Raw genomic sequence first — 17,513 nt, 5'->3', positions numbered from 1 at the left:
CCTAGTTTGTATTACGTCAGCTCTTGCCGGCGATTGTCACGTCTTTGATTTCGACGGTTTGCTTTGGTGCTCCCGTCCCATCTCCCATGGCGCCAGGGATGTTGCCTGCTTTGTTCACCTTGTCCAGGATGTCGAGCCCCTTGGTGATCGTACCCACCGGCGTGTAATCCGGGGTGAGCCCGATGTCCCCGTAAACGAGGAAGAACTGGCTGCCGGTGCTGCCGGGTGCGTTCGTTTTGGCCATGGCCATCACGCCGCGCTTGTACTGGGCGCCCTGGAGGTTCTCCTCGGCCATCACGTAGCCGGGGCCGCCCTGGCCGTCGGTCTGGTTCTTGCCGTCCGCCTTGGCGGTCGGGTCGCCGCACTGCAGCATCGGGAACTGGTCGCTGCCGAGCCGGTGGCACTTGCTGCCGTCGTAATAGTTCTTCTTCGCCAGGAACTCCAGCGAGTTGGTCGTGCACGGCGCCTTGGCGTTGTTCAGCTCGACCACGATGTCGCCCAGGTTCGTCTTGAACGTCATCGTCTTCGTGGCGGGCTCGGTCTTGACCTTGGTCGGCGGCATCCCGACGTCCTTGACCGTGCCGCCGGAGCTGTCCTTGACGTAGTCGCACGTGCCGGTCTTGGCGTCGTACGGCTTGGGGCCCGTGCTCGCCGACGCCTGGGCGGTGTCGGCCGGCGTCGCCGCGGCCGACGGCGAGGCGGCCGCCTCGGTGCCCGTGTCGTTGCCGCCGAGCAGCGCGACCGCGGCCACGATGCCGCCGACCACGATCACCACGCCCACGGTGGAGCCGATGATCGCCGTGCGCTTGGCCTTCTGCTCGCGCTCGATGCGGCGCTGCATCTGCCGCTCGTAGTGCTCGCGTGCCAGCTGCTTCTGCCGGTCCTTCCCCGTGGCCACCGCTTTGCCTCCCATAGTCAATCAACTGAGGTGGGCGAATCGTATCGGCCAACGGGTAATGATTCGCAGCCCGGCGACCCGCACCGGTACCCTTCGGTTACATTCCCATTGGCTTTTCGACGAGATCACCTGAGGCAGATGCTCATCGCAGGCTTCCCCGCAGGGGCCTTCCAGACCAATTGTTACGTCGTCGCGCCCGCGGCCGGCGAGGAGTGCGTGATCGTCGATCCAGGTCAGGACGCGACCGACGGCGTCGACGAGCTGCTGCGCGAGCACCGCCTCAAGCCCGTCGCGGTCCTGCTCACCCACGGCCACCTCGACCACGTCTGGTCGGTGGCCCCCGTGTGCGGCGCGCGCGACGTGCCCGCGTGGATCCACCCCGACGACCGCCACCTGCTGAGCGACCCCGCCGCGGGCTGGTCCGACACCAGCGCCTCGCTGTTCGGCGGCATCACGCTGAGCGAGCCCGACGACGTGCGCGAGCTGTCCGACGGCGCCGTGCTGCCGCTCGCCGGCCTGGAGTTCGTGGTCGACCACACGCCCGGCCATACCAGGGGGTCGGTGAGCTTCCGGCTGCCCGGCGACGAGATCATGTTCTCGGGCGACCTGCTGTTCGCCGGCTCCATCGGCCGCTCCGACCTTCCCGGCGGCGACTATCCGACGATCCTGCGCAGCCTGGCTACCAAGTGTCTGCCGCTGCCTGACGATACGGTCGTCCTGCCGGGCCACGGACCACAGACCACGATCGGCCGCGAGCGCGCGACCAACCCATACCTGAAGGAAGCAGCGCCGCACGCCGGTCCCACACGAGGGATCTAATGAGCTTCCAAGCACCCAAGGGCACCTTCGACTGGCTGCCGCCCCGCTCCGAGCGGGTCCTCGCCGTGCGCGAGGCCCTGGCCGCGCCGCTGCGCCGGGCGGGCTACGGCTACATCGAGACGCCTGTCTTCGAAGACACGCAACTGTTCGCCAGGGGCGTAGGCGAGTCGACCGACATCGTCTCCAAGGAGATGTACACCTTCCCCGACAAGGCGGGCCGCTCCCTGACCCTGCGCCCCGAGGGCACGGCCTCGGTCGTGCGCGCGGTGCTGCAGCACAACCTGCACAACGGCCAGCTCCCGGTCAAGTTGTGGTATTCCGGCAGCCAGTTCCGCTACGAGCGCTCGCAGAAGGGCCGCTACCGCCACTTCTGGCAGGTCGGGGCCGAGGCGCTCGGCGCCGAGGACCCGGCGCTCGACGCCGAGCTGATCGTGCTGGGCGCCCGCGGGTTCGCCTCGCTCGACCTCAAGCAGGTCCGGCTGCTGCTCAACAGCCTCGGCGACAAGAACTGCAGGCCCGCCTACCGGGCGGCGCTGCAGGAGTTCCTGCGCGGGCTCGACCTCGACGACGACACCCGGGCCCGCATCGAGATCAACCCGCTGCGGGTGCTCGACGACAAGCGGCCCGAGGTGCAGGCGCAGCTCGCAGACGCGCCGCTGGTCGTCGACCACCTGTGCGCGGCCTGCCGGGCCTACCACGAGGAGGTCCGCGCCCTGCTGACGGCCTCAGGGATCACCTTCGAGGACGACCCGCGGCTGGTGCGCGGGCTCGACTACTACACGCGCACCACCTTCGAGTTCGTGCACGACGGGCTCGGCTCCCAGTCGGCCGTGGGCGGCGGCGGGCGCTACGACGGCCTCAGCGAGATGCTCGACGGCCCGCCCCTGCCCAGCGTCGGATGGGCGCTCGGCGTCGACCGCACGTTCCTCGCCATGGAGGCCGAGGGGTTGCTCGGCGACGACACCGCGCCGCGACGTGTCCAGGTGTACGGTGTCCCGCTGGGTGACGACGCGCGCCGCCGCATGTTCCTGCTCGTCGACGAGCTGCGCGAGGCGGGCGTCAGCGCCGACCTGGCCTTCGGCGGCAAGGGGCTCAAGGGGGCGATGAAGGGGGCCGACCGTTCCGGCGCCCGCTTCGCGCTGATCCTGGGCGAGCGCGACCTCGCGGCCGAGGCCGTACAAGTGAAGGACCTGGCCACCGCCGAGCAGACCGAGGTGCCGCTGGCCCAGGTCGTCGACGTCTTGAAGGAGAAGGTGCAGTGACCGGCTCCCCCTCCTTCGCCTATCCGTACGAAGGGATTGTGCAGTGATCCGCACGCATACCGCCGGGTCGCTCCGTGAGGAGCACGCCGGGCAGCAGGTGACGCTCGCAGGATGGGTGGCCCGCCGCCGTGACCACGGCGGCGTCGTCTTCATCGACCTGCGTGACGCCTCCGGCTCGGCGCAGGTGGTCTTCCGCGAGGAGGACCACGCCCACGACCTGCGCGCCGAATACTGCGTGCAGGTCGTCGGCCAGGTCAGGGTGCGGCCCGAGGGCAACGAGAACCCCGACCTGCCGACGGGCGCGATCGAGGTGGTGGCCGAGCGGGTCGAGGTGCTGAGCGAGTCCGCGCCGCTGCCGTTCCCGATCGAGGGCAACGTGGGCGTCTCGGAGGAGGCGCGGCTGAAGTACCGCTACCTCGACATCCGCCGCCAGCAGGTCGCCAACGCGATGCGCACCCGCTCCAAGGCCACCTACCTGGCCAACGAGGTGATGCACGAGCTCGGCTTTGTCTACGTCGAGACGCCGACACTGACCCGCTCCACGCCCGAGGGCGCCCGCGACTTCCTGGTGCCGGTGCGCCTGCAGCCCGGCAACTGGTACGCGCTGCCGCAGTCGCCGCAGCTGTTCAAGCAGCTGCTCCAGGTGGCCGGGCTGGAGCGCTACTACCAGCTCGCCAAGTGCTACCGCGACGAGGACCTGCGGGCCGACCGGCAGCCGGAGTTCACCCAGATCGACGTCGAGATGTCCTTCGTGGACCAGGAGGACGTCATCGCGGTCGGCGAGAAGCTGATCGGCCGGCTGTGGAAGGAGATCGTCGGCTACGAGCTGCCGACCCCGCTGCCGCGCATGACCTACGCCGACGCGATGGCCCGCTACGGCTCCGACAAGCCCGACCTGCGCTTCGGCCAGGAGCTCGTCGAGATGACCGAATACTTCTCCAGCACCTCGTTCCGGGTCTTCCAGGCCGACTACGTGGGCGCCGTCGTCATGCCCGGCGGGGCCTCGCAGACCCGCAAGGAGCTCGACGGCTGGCAGGAGTGGGCGCGCTCGCGCGGCGCCAAGGGCCTGGCGTACGTGCTGGTGCAGGAGGACGGCACCCTGGGCGGCCCCGTCGCCAAGAACCTGTCGGAGCAGGAGCTGTCCGGGCTGGCCGAGAAGGTCGGCGCAAAGCCGGGCGACGCGATCTTCTTCGCCGCCGGCGCCCGCAACGCCTCCCGCGACCTGCTCGGCGCGGCCCGCCTGGAGATCGGGCGCCGCTGCGGCCTCATCGACGAGTCGCAGTGGTCGTTCCTGTGGGTGGTCGACGCCCCCATGTTCGAGGAGGACGGCGAGGGCGGCTGGACGGCCGTGCACCACCCGTTCACCGGCCCGAAGCCGGAGTGGGCCGACACCTTCCAGGACCACCCGGGCGAGGCGCTGGCCTACGCCTACGACATGGTCTGCAACGGCATGGAGATCGGCGGCGGCTCCATCCGTATCCACCGGGCCGAGATGCAGCAGCGCGTCTTCGACGTGCTCGGCATCTCCAAGGAGGAGGCGGAGAGCAAGTTCGGCTTCCTGCTGGAGGCGTTCAAGTACGGCCCGCCCCCGCACGGCGGCATCGCCTACGGCTGGGACCGGATCTGCATGCTGCTGTCCGGCGGTGACTCGATCCGCGACGTGATCGCGTTCCCGAAGACGGCCTCCGGCTTCGACCCGCTCACGGGCGCGCCGACGCCGATCACGGCCGACCAGCGCAAGGAGGCGGGCGTCGACGCCCAGCCGAAGACCGAGGCGTAACGGTCACGAAGGAAAGGGCCGGGGCGGTGACCGCCCCGGCCCTTTCGCGTGAGGTCCCCTACTTCAGGATGACCTTCTTGATGATGACCGGGATCTTCGGCGCGGTGGAGCCGCCGTCGCCCGTGATGTCGTCGGGGTTGACGATGACGCCGCCCTCGGCCACCTTGTCGATGATCTCCAGGCCGGACTTCACCACGCCCAGCACCGAGTACACCTGCTCCAGCTGGGTGTTCTCGTCCGACAGGGAGATGGCGAACTGGCTGCTGTTCTGCCCGGCCGCGTCGAGCGGCTGGGTCAGGAAGACCACGCCCCTGCTGTACGGCATGACGTCCACGGCCTCGTCCGCGAAGACGTAGCCGGCGTTGCCCTGGCCGTCGGTCTTGTTCTTGCCGTCGGCCTTGGCCTGCGGGTCACCGCACTGCAGCAGGTACAGGCCCGAGGTCTCCGGCTTGGCCAGGCGGTGGCACTTGTTGCCCTCGTAGAAGCCCTTCTTGGCGAGGAAGGCCATCGAGTTGACCGAGCACGGGGTGGCGTTCGGGTCCACGTCGATGACGATGTCACCGTGATTGGTCTTGATCGTCATCGTCGAGAGCTTCATGTTGGGCTTCTTCGGCGGCAGCCCCACGAACTTGTGCGGGACCGAGTTGTCCCGCTTGTACGTGCAGGTGATGTCGCTCGCCTTCCGGGGCGTGGAGCTCGGCAGCGCCGTCGGCAGGACGGGCGTGCCGGAGGGCGAGGCCGAGGCCGAGGCGGAGGCCGACGGCTGAGCCGCCGCGTTGCTCGCGCCGTCGTTGCCCACCAGCGTGGTGGCGGCGAAGATGCCGCCCGCCACCACCACGACCGCCACGGCCGCGCCGATGAAGGTGTTCCGCCTTGCCTTGGCGCTCTGCTCGGCCGCGCGCTTCGCCTGCCGCTCCTTGTGCTCCCGCGCCAGCTCTTTCTGGCGGTCCTCTTCGTTCTGGCGGTCGTCGCCGCTCACCGCTATGTCCTCTCGTCTTTGCCAAGGAATGACCAAACAACTCCGCGAATGCTACCGGCCTCCGATATGTGACGGACGTAAGTGGCGAAAGCCGCACCTGCGACTGCTGGGGTCGCGAACCTTATGGTGGCCGCGGACGTAGTTGAAATGAGCACCAAGGAGGCCACCATGTTCGACCAGATCCTGGGCCTGCCGGCCCATCCACTGATCATTCACTTCGCCGTGGTGCTGACCCCGCTGCTCGTCGTGGTCGCGGTGGCGTACGCGCTGCTGCCGCGCGTGCGCCCGTACGTGGCGTGGGCGGTCGTGCTGCTGGCCCTGGCGGCTCCCGCGGCGGTCTTCGCGGCCAAGGAGAGCGGCGAGAGCCTCAAGGAGGCCCGCTTCGGCACCGCCGAGGGCGAGATGGCGGCCCGGATCTCCGCGCACGAGAGCTTCGCCACCCCGCTGCTGACGTCGGCGCTGGGGCTGGGGGCGGTGGCCCTGCTGCTCGTGTACGCCACCCACCCGGCCCGCGACTCCGTCGGCCGCGACCGCTTCGGCCGGCCCGTCACGATGGTCCTCGCCGTGCTGACGGTGGCGCTGGCGGCCGTCTGCGCCTCCTACGTCTTCCAGTCCGGCGACTCGGGCGCCAGGGCCGTGTGGTCGTGAGCGGGCCTCCGGGCCGGCGACCCCGGGTCTCCGGGCGGGCGGCCCCGTGTGGCTCGACGGGACCGGTGGGTGCGTTCCAGCGTGTAATCTCGCTTTGTGGATAGCCTGTTCGACTCGGCGGCTGAGGAGGCCACCCCGCAGCCCCTCGCGGTGCGCATGCGCCCCCGCACGCTCGACGAGGTGATCGGCCAGCGGCACCTGCTCGGCCCGGGCACCCCGCTGCGGCGCCTGGTCGAGAGCGAGGCTCCCATGTCGCTGTTCCTGTGGGGGCCGCCCGGCACGGGCAAGACCACGCTCGCCTACGTCGTCTCCAACGTCACCCAGCGCCGCTTCGTCGAGATCTCCGCCGTCTCCGCCGGCGTCAAGGACGTGCGCGCCGCGATCGACAACGCGCGCCGCGAGCTCGGCATGACCGGCCGCCAGACCGTGCTGTTCGTCGACGAGGTGCACCGCTTCAACAAGGCCCAGCAGGACGCCCTGCTGCCCGCCGTGGAGAACCGCTGGGTCACCTTCATCGGCGCCACCACCGAAAACCCGTTCTTCTCCGTCATCTCGCCGCTGCTGTCGCGCTCGCTGCTGCTCACGCTGGAGTCCCTGTCCGAAGACGACGTGCGCGCCGTCCTGCGGCGCGCGGTGTCCGACCCGCGCGGCCTCGGCGGCCGGGCCACGCTCGCCCCCGAGGCCCTGGAGCATCTCGTACGCCTCGCGGGCGGCGACGCGCGCCGGTCGCTGACCTACCTGGAGGCGGCGGCGCTGCTGGCCGACGACATCACGGTGGAGGTCGTGGAGAAGGCCGTGGACAAGGCGGCCGTCCGCTACGACCGGCAGGGCGACCAGCACTACGACGTGATCAGCGCGTTCATCAAGTCGATGCGCGGCTCCGACGCCGACGCCGCGCTGCACTACCTCGCCCGCATGATCGAGGCCGGCGAAGACCCGCGCTTCATCGCCCGCCGCATCGTCATCTTCGCCTCCGAGGACGTCGGCATGGCCGACCCCACCTGCCTGCAGACGGCGGTGGCCGCGGCGCAGGCGGTGCAGCTCATCGGGCTGCCCGAGGGGCAGATCAACCTCGCGCACGCCGTGATCCACTGCGCGATGGCCCCCAAGTCCAACGCCGTGGTCAAGGCCATCGGCGCGGCCGTCGGCGACGTCCGCAAGGGGCTGATCGGGCAGGTGCCCGGGCACCTGCGCGACGCCCACTACTCCGGGGCGGCCAAGCTCGGCCACGGCGACGGATACAAGTATCCGCACGACTTCGAGCACGGGCTGGTGCGCCAGGAGTACGCGCCCGAGCAGGTGCGCGATCGGCGCTACTACGAGCCGACCCGGCACGGGGCCGAGGCGCCGGTGGCGGAGCGGTGGGCGAAGATCCGCGACTTCCTCCGCAAGTCCTGACCGCCGGGCGCGGTAGGTTGATCGCCTCATGACCGACTACCGCGCCTCCTTCGACGCCGGCATCGTCTTCAGCAACGGCGGCGACCTCACCGTCCACGGGTTCCGGGTGGACCGCGCCCGCCTCCCGGTCGCGGAACCCTCGTACTCGTCGGTAACGTTTCGCCGTCGGATCGTGCAAAGTCGTACTAAGTCGGCGATCGCGGGGCATCACCACCGTGTGAAGGCAACGGTTACCCCCCGCGGCGGCCTTTTCGGCCCCCGGTCGATCACCTGGCGAGTGCACACCGAGACGCCCGGCTGGCCGGCCGCCGTACGCGCCTTCCAGCTCCAGTCCCTGCACCCCCGCACCATCCGCGGCATCAGCCAGAACTGCCTGCTCGACGACCCCGAGGTGGCCCGCGCCCGGCTGCGGCGCCAGCTCGACTACCTGGCCGTGCGCACGTTCGGCACCCGCGAGCAGGCCGAGCACGCGGCCGAGCGGGCCAGGCGGGTGCACGCGCGCCTCATCGGGCTCGACACCGACACCGGCACCCTGTTCCGGGTGAACGAGGAGGAGAACCTGCGCTGGGTGCACTGCGTGGAGGTCGCCTCGTACCTGGAGGTCGCCCGGCGCTCCGGCGTGCCGCTGAGCGCGGCCGAGCGCGACGCGTACGTGGCCGAGCAGCGCCGCAGCGCCACCCTCGTCGGCCTCGGCGACGTCCCGGGCGACACGGGGGAGCTGGACGACTACCTGGCCGGCATGCGCCCCTACCTGGCCGCCACCGACGAGGCGCGCGACGCGCTGCGCCGCAGCCTCAGCCCGCAGCTCTCGCTCAGGCTGGCCTTCACCGCGCCGCCGCTCGCGCTCGGCTCGCTGCCCGCCGTGGGCGCGCTGGCGTTCGCGACACTGCCCGCGTGGGCCAGGCAGATGTACGGCTGCCGCGGCCACCGCGCGGCCGAGTTCGCGGCCGACGCGGCGCTCAAGGCGCTGCGCTCGGCGGCCATGGCGATGCCGGAACGGCTGGTGGCGCCCGAGATCAGGGCGGCACGCGGGCTCATGCGCGCGGTCACGGAAGTGCCAGGCGCCGACGTGGCGGCCTGATCGAGGTCCGGTTCGCCACTAACGTTGTCACTCGAACGCGATAGGGTCTTGCCGTTCCGGCCCAGCGTACGAGGGAGATGAGCGGATGCTTACCGCTGGAGAGGTCGCCGGGCTGATCGCGGCCACGGGATGGGTGGTCCTGGTCTGCGTCATGGCCATGGTGCTCGTCAAGCTCGCGAGGCTGCTCACCGAGACCACCAAGGCGGTCTCCGACCTGAACAACCGCCTCGCGCCGCTGCTCGACGACCTGAGCGTCACGGTCAACGAGACCAACCGGCAGCTCGTCGCCGTCGAAGCCATCGCCAAGGACGTCAAGCAGGTCAGCGGGCACGCCGCCAAGCTGAGCGGGGTCACGCAGACCATCTTCACCGGCCCGCTGATCAAGGTGTCCTCGCTCGGCTACGGCGTGCGCCGCGCCATCGAGGCCCGCCGCGTCAACCGGCCCCGGCCCCGCGCGAGACAGTCAGGGCAGGGGCGAGTGCGATGATAAGAAGGCTGTTCTACCTGTCGCTCGGCGCGTTCCTCGCCTTCTGGGTGATGCGCAGGCTGCAGGCGTTGCACCCCGACCACCTCGCCCGCAGGACGGCCGACGGCGCGGCGGGGATGCTCCGGAGAGTGAGAGACTTTACTTCCGACGCACTCGGCGAGGCCGCGGAGCGCGAAACGGAGTTGCGAGCACGCTTCGAGCTCGACAACGCTGAAGACGGCAACCGCTGACAGCGCTTGCTGGCGGCGAACTGCTGGCGGCGACTGCTGACAGCGGCTGCCGTCCATGGCGACCGCTGACGACGGCGGCCCGCTGATCGGCGGCGATCGCCGGCGCCAGAAGCAGGCGATCGCCAACGCTAGAAACAACTGACTACAGCAAAGGATGGCCACAATGGAGTCGGCAGAGATCGCGCGCCGCTTCCTGCGCTTCTTCGAGGAGCGTGGGCACAAGGTAGTGCCCTCGGCCAGCCTGATCGCTGAGGACCCGACGCTTCTCCTGGTCAACGCGGGTATGGCACCGTTCAAGCCGTACTTCCTGGGGCAGCGAAAGCCTCCGGCGCCACGGCTGGCCACCGCTCAGAAGTGCGTGCGCACCCCCGACATCGACGAGGTCGGCAAGACCACCCGGCACGCGACGTTCTTCCAGATGCTGGGCAACTTCTCGATCGGCGACTACTTCAAGGCCGAAGTGATCCCGTTCGCCTGGGACCTGCTCACCAAGTCCGAGTCCGACGGCGGCTTCGGCTTCCCCGAAGACAAGCTGTGGGCGACGGTCTACCTCGAGGACGACGAGGCGTTCGAGATCTGGCGCGACAAGGTCGGCCTGCCGGAGAGCCGCATCCAGCGCCGCGGCCTTGAGGACAACTACTGGCACATGGGCGTGCCCGGCCCCGGCGGCCCCTGCTCCGAGATCTACTACGACCGCGGCCCCGAGTACGGCAAGGAGGGCGGCCCCGTCGCCGACGAGGACCGCTACCTCGAGGTCTGGAACCTCGTGTTCATGCAGTACCAGCTCAGCGAGGTCCGCTCCAAGGTCGACTTCGACGTGGCGGGCGAGCTGCCGAGCCGCAACATCGACACCGGCATGGGCCTGGAGCGCATGGCGGCGATCCTCCAGGGCGTCGACAACATCTACGAGATCGACACCACGTACAAGATCCTCGACAGGGCGGCGGAGCTCACCAAGACCCGCTACGGCCGCGACCACCGCTCCGACGTGAGCCTGCGCGTGATCGCCGACCACGTCCGCACCGGCACCATGCTGGTCGCCGACGGCGTGCTGCCCAGCAACGAGGGCCGCGGCTACGTGCTGCGCCGCATCCTGCGCCGCTCGATCCGCAACCTGCGGCTGCTCGGCTCCGGCGACGAGCGCTACATGCACGAGCTGACCGACGTCGCGATCAACGTCATGGGCGAGCAGTACCCCGAGCTGAAGACCGACGCGCCGCAGATCCACTCGGTCATCGACGCCGAGGAGGCGAGCTTCCTCGGCACGCTGCGCACCGGCACCGCGATCTTCGACGTCGCGGTCGAGGAGACCAAGCGCAAGTCCGGCACCACGATCTCCGGCGACCAGGCGTTCCAGCTCCACGACACCTACGGCTTCCCGATCGACCTGACCCTCGAGATGGCGGCCGAGCAGGGGCTCAAGGTCGACGAGGAGGGCTTCCGCCGCCTCATGAAGGAGCAGCGGCAGCGCGCCAAGGCCGACGCGAAGGCGAAGAAGACCGGCAACGCCGACATCTCCGTCTTCGGGCAGCTCCTGGAGTCGGCGGGGCGGGTCGAGTTCCTCGGCTACGACCAGACCGAGGCCGACACCAGCGTGGTGGGCATCCTCGTCGACGGCGTGCCCGTCCCGGCGGCGGGCGCGGGCACCACGGTCGAGGTCGTGCTGCAGCGCACCCCGTTTTACGCCGAGGGCGGCGGCCAGCTCGCCGACCAGGGCGTGATCCGCACCAGCGGCGCCGAGGTCGAGGTCGTCGACGTGCAGTCGCCGCTCGCGGGCCTCGTCGTGCACCGCGGCAAGATCCGCAGCGGCGAGCTGAAGGTCGGCGACGAGGCGCAGGCGGAGATCGACATCGAGCGCCGCCGCGCGATCTCGCGCAGCCACAGCGCCACCCACCTCGTCCACCGCGGCTTCAAGAACGCGCTCGGCGAGACGGCCGCGCAGGCCGGCTCGGAGAACTCTCCCGGCCGCTTCCGCTTCGACTTCACCTCCGCGGGCGCGGTGCCGCCGAGCGTGCTGCGTGACGTCGAGGACGAGGTCAACGCCGTGCTCATCAACGACCTCAAGGTCAACGCGTTCTACACCTCGCAGGCGGAGGCCAGGGCGATGGGCGCGCTGGCGATGTTCGGCGAGAAGTACGGCGACGAGGTCCGCGTCGTCGAGATCGGCGACTACTCGCGCGAGCTGTGCGGCGGCACCCACGTCCACAGCTCCGGCCAGCTCGGCCTGGTCAAGGTGCTGGGCGAGCAGTCGGTCGGCGCGGGCGTGCGCCGCGTCGAGGCGCTGGTCGGCCTCGACGCCTTCCGCTTCCTGGCGCGCGAGAGCGTGCTGGTCGCGCAGCTCACCGAGCAGCTCAAGGCGCGCCGCGAGGAGCTGCCCGAGCGCATCGAGGGCATCGTCACCCGGCTGCGCACCGCCGAGAAGGAGCTGGAGCGGCTCCGCTCGGCCCAGGTGCTCCAGGTGGCGGGCGAGCTGGTGTCCCAGGCACGCGACACGCAGGGTGTCTCCGTGGTGACACACCGCGCGCCTGATGGCACCGGCGCCGATGACCTGCGTAAGCTCGCGCTGGATGTGCGTGGCAGGTTCCCGGCCGACAGGCCGGCGGTCGTCGTGATCGCCGGCGCCCCCTCCGACCGGCCGGTGGTGGTTGCCACGGTCAACGAGGCGGGGCGCGAGCGGGGGCTCAAGGCCGGACAGCTGGTCGGCGTCGCCGCCAAGGCTCTTGGGGGTGGCGGTGGCGGCAAGGACGATGTCGCACAGGGCGGTGGCACGCGGCCGGAGGCGATCGGCGACGCGCTGCGCCTGGTCGAAGAGGCGATTTCCGGGCAGCTCGGCTGACATGAGGTTCGGTTCACGGATCGGCGTGGACGTCGGCTCCGTACGCATCGGCGTGGCCCGCAGCGACCCCAGCGGGCTGCTGGCCACGCCGGTCGAGACGGTCAGGCGTGGCAAGGGCGACCTCGCCCGCATCGCGGCGATCGTCGAGGAGCACGAGGCCATCGAGGTCGTGGTGGGGCTGCCCACCTCGCTGTCGGGGCGCGAGGGGCAGGCCGCGGGGCTGGCGCGCGAGTTCGCCGCCAAGCTGGCCGCCAGGCTCGCGCCCACGCCCGTACGGCTGTTCGACGAGCGGCTCACCACGGTCGCGGCCCAGCACGGGCTGCGGGCCAGCGGCGTACGCGCCAGGAAGCAGCGCGGCGTCGTCGACCAGGCGGCGGCCGTCGTGCTGCTGCAGGACGCGCTCGACTCCGAGCGCGCCACGGAAAGACCACCAGGCAGGCCCGTCGAACCGCCACCGGCGGCCGACGGACCTGCCTCATGAGCGGGCGGACGACGGGGGTCCGTCCCACTGGGACGCGCCGGGCGGCTGAGGCGGGGCATGCGCTCGCCGCCGGTGAGGTGATCTCGTGAACGGGACACCTGAGGACGAGGACGACGTCGGCGACGTGATCCCGTTCCGCACCTCCTCCTCGGAGGACCGCTCCACGCAGGAACGGGACCCGGAGGGCGGCTCTCAGGAGGGCCACTCTCCGGAGGGACGTTCGCCGGAAGGTCACTCACCAGAGGGCCGCTCCTCGGAGGGGCCCTCACGAGAGGGCCGCCTTCCGGAGGGCCACTCTCCGGAGGAAGGCGGCCTGCGGGGGAAGGCGTTCGGCGAAGGAGCCCGTCAGGGCCCGCCGGAGGCCGGGGCACCGGACGAGCCGGGAGCGGAGCCCGGGGCGGAGGCGGAGGTCATCCCGCTGCCCGCCGCACACCGCCGGCGGGCCGTGCGCAAGGTTGGCCTGCTCACCGCGGGCCTGCTGGCCGGGGTGCTGGCCCTGGGCGCGGGCGCCATCGTGGTGCTCAGGCCGTACCTGAGCCCCGACGACTTCGACGGGCCGGGCACCGGCACGGTGACCGTGCGGATCGCGCCCGGCTCCAGCGCGGAGGCGATCGGCTCGGTGCTGGCCGACGCCGGGGTGGTGGCGAGCGTCGGCTCGTTCGTGAACGTCGCGGAGGACCGTGCGGTCAGCGACCGGCTGCGGCCCGGCCACTACCGGCTGCGCAAGGGCATGGCGGCGGGCGCGGCGCTCGACCTGCTGCTGAGCCCGGCGGCGCGGATCGTGCGCAGGGTGACGGTGCCCGAGGGCCTGCGGGTGACGGAGGTGTTCGACCGCCTGGCCAAGCAGGCCGGGCTGACGCTCCAGGCGCTCAAGAGCGTGGACCAGGCCCTCGTCGGCCTGCCCGAGTACGCCAAGGGCCTGGAGGGCTTCCTGTTCCCGGCCACGTACGAGATCGAGCCCGGCGACACGGCCGTGGACGTGCTGGCGGCCATGGCCGAGCGCTTCGCCGCCGCGGCGCGCCAGGTGGGCCTGGAGGAGCAGGCGCCGCGCCTGAACCTGACGCCGCTGCAGGTCGTCACGCTGGCCAGCATGATCCAGGCCGAGGGCGGCACCGACGAGGACTATCCGAAGATCTCACGGGTGATCTACAACCGGCTGGCCAAGGACATGCCGCTGGAGATCGACAGCACGGTCCTGTACGCACAGAACCGGAGGACACTACGGGTCACGGAGCGTGACACCAAGGTGAACTCCCCTTACAACACCTATCGCCACAAAGGACTGCCTCCCGGACCCATCGCCAATCCTGGCGAGAAGGCGCTGATGGCGGCCCTGAACCCTGCCGAAGGTGATTGGCAGTGGTTTGTGACGACGGATCCACGGCATAGAATCACCAAATTCACCAGCAAAGAGAGCGAGTTCGTGAGATACCGGGAAGAGTTGAACAAGAACCTCGGGGCGAGCTGATGTTCGACGGGACCCCCTTCGTTCCCGCACAAAGGTCCCAAAGTGGGGCGTGTGTCCTCTTTCCGTCCCCTAGCATGGCTACTCAGAGTGATCTCCGCCGTTCGGTGCAGAGCGTACGGCGGATCCCCCAGTTCCGCTCGGTGACACCAGCCGGTTGGGCAGTTCCGCTTGACGTCCGGCCGGCGGTACCGGGAGATTGGCCAGCGCACCTATGAACGATCTCGATCTGAACACCCTGCTCGGCGCCGAGGACGACGAAGGCTCGCCACGGCGCCGCTCCCGCTCCGGCAAGCGCGGCGGGCGCAGGCGGCGCCGCAACCGCAACCGCGGCCGGTTCCTCGCGCCGCTGCTGGCGTTCGTCGTCCTGGCCGGCATCATCGGCGGCGGCGGCTACTACGGCTACCTGTGGCTCAGCGACGCGCTCGTGCCCGACGACTACACCGGTCAGGGCACCGGCGAGGTCGTCATCGAGATCAAGCAGGGCCAGAGCGCCTCCGAGGTGGCACAGGAGCTGGAGCAGCAGGGGGTCGTCGCCAGCGCCAAAGCGTTCATCAACGCCATCTCCAACGCCAACATGAGCGCCTCTCTGCAGCCGGGCTCGTACAAGCTGCGCAAGAAGATGTCGGCCGCCAGTGCCGCCGCGGCGCTCGTCCCCGCCAACCGGCTGCTCGCCACCGTGCAGCTCAAGGAGGGCCTGCGGCTCTCCCAGACCTTCGCCGAGCTGGCCAGGCAGACCGGCAAGCCGGCCAAGGAGTTCGCCGCCGCGGCCAAGGACGTCGACGCCCTCGACCTGCCGCCGTACGCCAAGGGCAAGCTGGAGGGGTACGTCTTCCCCGCCACCTACGAGTTCCAGCCGAAGACCACGCCCAAGGAGATGCTGGCGGAGATGGTCGACCGGTTCAAGCAGGCGGCCGAGCAGGCCGACCTCGAAGCCGGGGCCAAGGCGCTCGGTCACACGCCGCACGAGATCATCGTCATCGCCAGCATCGTGCAGGCGGAGGCCGGCCGTACCGAGGACATGGCGAAGATCGCCCGCGTCATCTACAACCGGCTCGACCGCAAGCCGCCGATGAAACTGCAGATGGACAGCACGACGATGTACGCGCTGGGCAAGTACGGCACCGCCGCCACCAACGCCGAGACCAAGACGCGGCACCCGTACAACACCTACTACGTCGACGGCCTGCCGCCCGGCGCCATCACCAACCCGGGCGACCACGCCATCCAGGCCGCACTCGCCCCGGCCAAGGGTGACTGGCTCTACTTCGTCGCCACCGACCCCAAGAGCAACGTCACCAAGTTCGCCACCACCGAGGCGGAGTTCAACCAGCTGCTGAACGAGTACCGCGCGAACGGCGGCTGACCAGGAGCCTCACGTGACGCGGCCGCCCGGACCTCCGGGCGGCCGCTCGCTGTAAGGTCGTCTTCGTTCGTTCGGAAGGAGTGGGGGATGCGGGCTGCGGTGATGGGGTCGCCCATCGGCCATTCGCTCTCGCCCTACCTGCACCGGGCCGCCTACCAAGCGATGCGGCTCGACGGGTGGAGCTACGAGGCGTTCGAGTGCGACGAGGCGCGGCTGCCGGGGCTGCTGGCGCGGCTGCGGCCCGTACGCGGGCAGGCGGGCGCCGGCGAGGACGCCTGGGCGGGCCTGTCGCTCACCATGCCGCTCAAGCGGGCCGTGCTGCCCCTGCTCGACACCGTCTCCGACCTGGCCGTCGAGGTAGGCGGCGCCAACACGGTCGTCTTCCGCGACGGGCGCGCCCACGGCGACAACACCGACGTCTACGGCATCGAACGGGCCCTGGCCGAGGCGGGGGTGCCCGCGCCCCGCTCCGCCACCGTGCTCGGCGGCGGCGCCACGGCCGCCTCCGCGCTGGCCGCGCTGCGCAACCTCGGCCTGTTCACGGCCACCCTCCTCGTCCGCGACCCAGCGCGGGCAGGGGAGACGGTGGCGGTGGCCGAGCGCCTCGGGGTGGCGCTGGCAGTGGAGACGTTCGACAAGCTCGACGCGTTCACGGGCGTGGACCTGGTGGTCTCCACGCTGCCGGGCGGAGCGGCGGACGCCTTCGCGGGACGGCTGGCCCGGGTCCCGGCCCTCTTCGACGTGGTCTACACGCCCTGGCCCACCGAAGCGGCCGCCGCCGTCACGGCCGGGGGCGGCATCGTGGTCGGGGGCTTCTCGATGCTGCTGCACCAGGCGGTGCGCCAGGTCCAGCTGATGACCGGCGTGACGGAGGTGCCGGTGGAGGCGATGCGCGCGGCCGGCGAGGCGGAGATCCTCAGGCGAGCAGTTCGAACGGGTTGACCACGGTCACTCCGGTGTCCGCGAAGTCCTTCACGTTGCGGGTGACCACGCTCCAGCCGTGCACCTTGGCCGTGGCGGCGATCAGCATGTCGGAGCTGCCTCGCGGCCGCTCGTTGCCGAGGCGCCCCCATTCCTCGCCGATGTCGGCGGTCACGGGAATGATCCGGCTTCCGAAGGACGCGTAGAGGCGTGCCAGCCAGCGTTCGAGGATCAACGCCTGCTGGGGATCGCGGCGCCTGCGCTGTTCGATGCCCCAGCGGATCTCGCCGATCGACATGGCGCTGAGATACAGCGTCGGCCCGAGGGAGGCCGCCACCCACTCCTTGACGTCGGAGTTGCCGTGCGGCTTGCGCACCTCCGAGATGATGTTGGTGTCGAGGACATAGCCGACGCTCATCAGCTGAAGTCCACCTCTCGGGGAAGGCCCGTGCTGCGCGGGATCTCCAGGTCGTCCGGCCAGTCCGGCGCGCTGAGCAGGAACTCCTTGAAGTCCGGCTCCGGTTCCTGGCCGGTGAGCCGGCGGTACTCCTCCATGTCGAGGATCACCGCGACATCCTGCCCGTGCTCGACGAGTTGCGGTCCCTCGTCGTGGGACCTCTTGAGAACCTCTCTGAAGTGCCGCTCGGCCTCCTGAACCTGCCAGGTGGTCGATTCGGCATGTTCTGCGGTCATATACCCTCCTGCTGGTTGACGTCCTGGTCAGAAGCCTAGTGAGGGAGCTCCGGGCGGCGGGATGATTCGAGGGAGCTTCAGCGTTGTGGTAATGTAGCTCTCTGATCGGTCCGGCATGCCTTGCTGGACGCGCAAGCGGAGGTCTCCCTCCCACCTGAGTCGCCGAAAG

Annotated in this window: 17 protein-coding genes; 13 read left to right on the top strand and 4 right to left on the bottom strand. The window is 70.4% G+C overall.

Annotated elements, in window-relative coordinates; translation table 11 throughout:
- Positions 1-16 precede the first annotated feature (16 nt).
- The gene (locus HCN51_RS25170) at positions 17-898 is read right to left on the bottom strand and encodes a peptidylprolyl isomerase (RefSeq protein ID WP_346433783.1); all 882 of its coding nucleotides are present in this window, start codon (positions 896-898) and stop codon (positions 17-19) included.
- A gap of 138 nt (positions 899-1,036) precedes the next feature.
- Here HCN51_RS25170 and HCN51_RS25165 point away from each other — a divergent pair, with 138 nt between their 5' ends.
- From HCN51_RS25165 to aspS, 3 genes are read left to right on the top strand one after another with little or no spacing between them, the layout of a single operon-like run.
- The gene (locus HCN51_RS25165) at positions 1,037-1,717 is read left to right on the top strand and encodes an MBL fold metallo-hydrolase (protein WP_080036962.1); all 681 of its coding nucleotides are present in this window, start codon (positions 1,037-1,039) and stop codon (positions 1,715-1,717) included.
- Positions 1,717-2,979: a histidine--tRNA ligase gene (gene hisS / locus HCN51_RS25160; RefSeq protein ID WP_168012154.1), complete on the top strand. Its 1,263-nt coding sequence runs from the start codon at positions 1,717-1,719 to the stop codon at positions 2,977-2,979. Before HCN51_RS25165 ends, hisS begins: the two co-directional genes overlap by 1 nt.
- A gap of 43 nt (positions 2,980-3,022) precedes the next feature.
- The gene (gene aspS / locus HCN51_RS25155; protein WP_168012152.1) at positions 3,023-4,759 is read left to right on the top strand and encodes an aspartate--tRNA ligase; all 1,737 of its coding nucleotides are present in this window, start codon (positions 3,023-3,025) and stop codon (positions 4,757-4,759) included.
- 58 nt (positions 4,760-4,817) lie between these two features.
- On the opposite strand, the gene HCN51_RS25150 is transcribed toward aspS, so the two are convergent.
- Positions 4,818-5,738 (bottom strand): peptidylprolyl isomerase, encoded by a 921-nt coding sequence (locus HCN51_RS25150; protein ID WP_168012150.1) that lies wholly within the window; start codon positions 5,736-5,738, stop codon positions 4,818-4,820.
- A 168-nt stretch (positions 5,739-5,906) separates the two neighbouring features.
- Between HCN51_RS25150 and HCN51_RS25145 the strand changes: the two genes are divergently transcribed.
- The 10 genes from HCN51_RS25145 to HCN51_RS25100 all read left to right on the top strand — a co-directional run bounded on the left by HCN51_RS25145 (position 5,907) and on the right by HCN51_RS25100 (position 16,672).
- Positions 5,907-6,386 (top strand): DUF2231 domain-containing protein, encoded by a 480-nt coding sequence (locus HCN51_RS25145; RefSeq protein WP_168012148.1) that lies wholly within the window; start codon positions 5,907-5,909, stop codon positions 6,384-6,386.
- Positions 6,387-6,542: 156 nt separating this feature from the next.
- Complete coding sequence (locus tag HCN51_RS25140) at positions 6,543-7,784, top strand: replication-associated recombination protein A (RefSeq protein ID WP_240973235.1); 1,242 nt, start codon at positions 6,543-6,545, stop codon at positions 7,782-7,784.
- A gap of 277 nt (positions 7,785-8,061) precedes the next feature.
- Positions 8,062-8,865, top strand: a complete 804-nt coding sequence (locus tag HCN51_RS25135; protein WP_346433782.1) for an oxygenase MpaB family protein — start codon at positions 8,062-8,064, stop codon at positions 8,863-8,865.
- A gap of 85 nt (positions 8,866-8,950) precedes the next feature.
- Entirely contained in the window at positions 8,951-9,352 is a 402-nt protein-coding gene (locus HCN51_RS25130) for a DUF948 domain-containing protein (RefSeq protein ID WP_168012144.1), read from the top strand.
- Entirely contained in the window at positions 9,349-9,582 is a 234-nt protein-coding gene (locus HCN51_RS25125) for a hypothetical protein (protein ID WP_080036971.1), read from the top strand. Before HCN51_RS25130 ends, HCN51_RS25125 begins: the two co-directional genes overlap by 4 nt.
- Before the next feature lie 163 nt (positions 9,583-9,745).
- Entirely contained in the window at positions 9,746-12,418 is a 2,673-nt protein-coding gene (gene alaS / locus HCN51_RS25120) for an alanine--tRNA ligase (protein ID WP_080036972.1), read from the top strand.
- Between the two features lies 1 nt (position 12,419).
- Entirely contained in the window at positions 12,420-12,899 is a 480-nt protein-coding gene (gene ruvX / locus HCN51_RS25115; RefSeq protein ID WP_168012142.1) for a Holliday junction resolvase RuvX, read from the top strand.
- An 85-nt stretch (positions 12,900-12,984) separates the two neighbouring features.
- A complete protein-coding gene (gene mltG, locus HCN51_RS25110) occupies positions 12,985-14,367 on the top strand; it encodes an endolytic transglycosylase MltG (RefSeq protein ID WP_346433781.1) in 1,383 nt (460 codons plus the stop codon).
- A 211-nt stretch (positions 14,368-14,578) separates the two neighbouring features.
- Complete coding sequence (gene mltG / locus HCN51_RS25105) at positions 14,579-15,730, top strand: endolytic transglycosylase MltG (RefSeq protein WP_168012140.1); 1,152 nt, start codon at positions 14,579-14,581, stop codon at positions 15,728-15,730.
- A gap of 87 nt (positions 15,731-15,817) precedes the next feature.
- Complete coding sequence (locus tag HCN51_RS25100) at positions 15,818-16,672, top strand: shikimate dehydrogenase (protein WP_168012138.1); 855 nt, start codon at positions 15,818-15,820, stop codon at positions 16,670-16,672.
- Here HCN51_RS25100 and HCN51_RS25095 read toward each other — a convergent pair.
- Complete coding sequence (locus HCN51_RS25095; RefSeq protein ID WP_168012136.1) at positions 16,647-17,069, bottom strand: type II toxin-antitoxin system VapC family toxin; 423 nt, start codon at positions 17,067-17,069, stop codon at positions 16,647-16,649. The genes HCN51_RS25100 and HCN51_RS25095 overlap by 26 nt on opposite strands.
- On the bottom strand, positions 17,069-17,344 hold the full coding sequence (locus HCN51_RS25090; protein WP_168012134.1) for a type II toxin-antitoxin system Phd/YefM family antitoxin: 276 nt from the start codon (positions 17,342-17,344) through the stop codon (positions 17,069-17,071). The genes HCN51_RS25095 and HCN51_RS25090 overlap by 1 nt, the downstream gene beginning before the upstream one ends.
- Positions 17,345-17,513: the final 169 nt, after the last annotated feature.

Source organism: Nonomuraea composti (assembly GCF_012034275.1).
GTDB classification, from domain to species: Bacteria; Actinomycetota; Actinomycetes; order Streptosporangiales; family Streptosporangiaceae; genus Nonomuraea; species Nonomuraea composti.
This window is presented reverse-complemented; position numbering and strand designations above follow the sequence as displayed.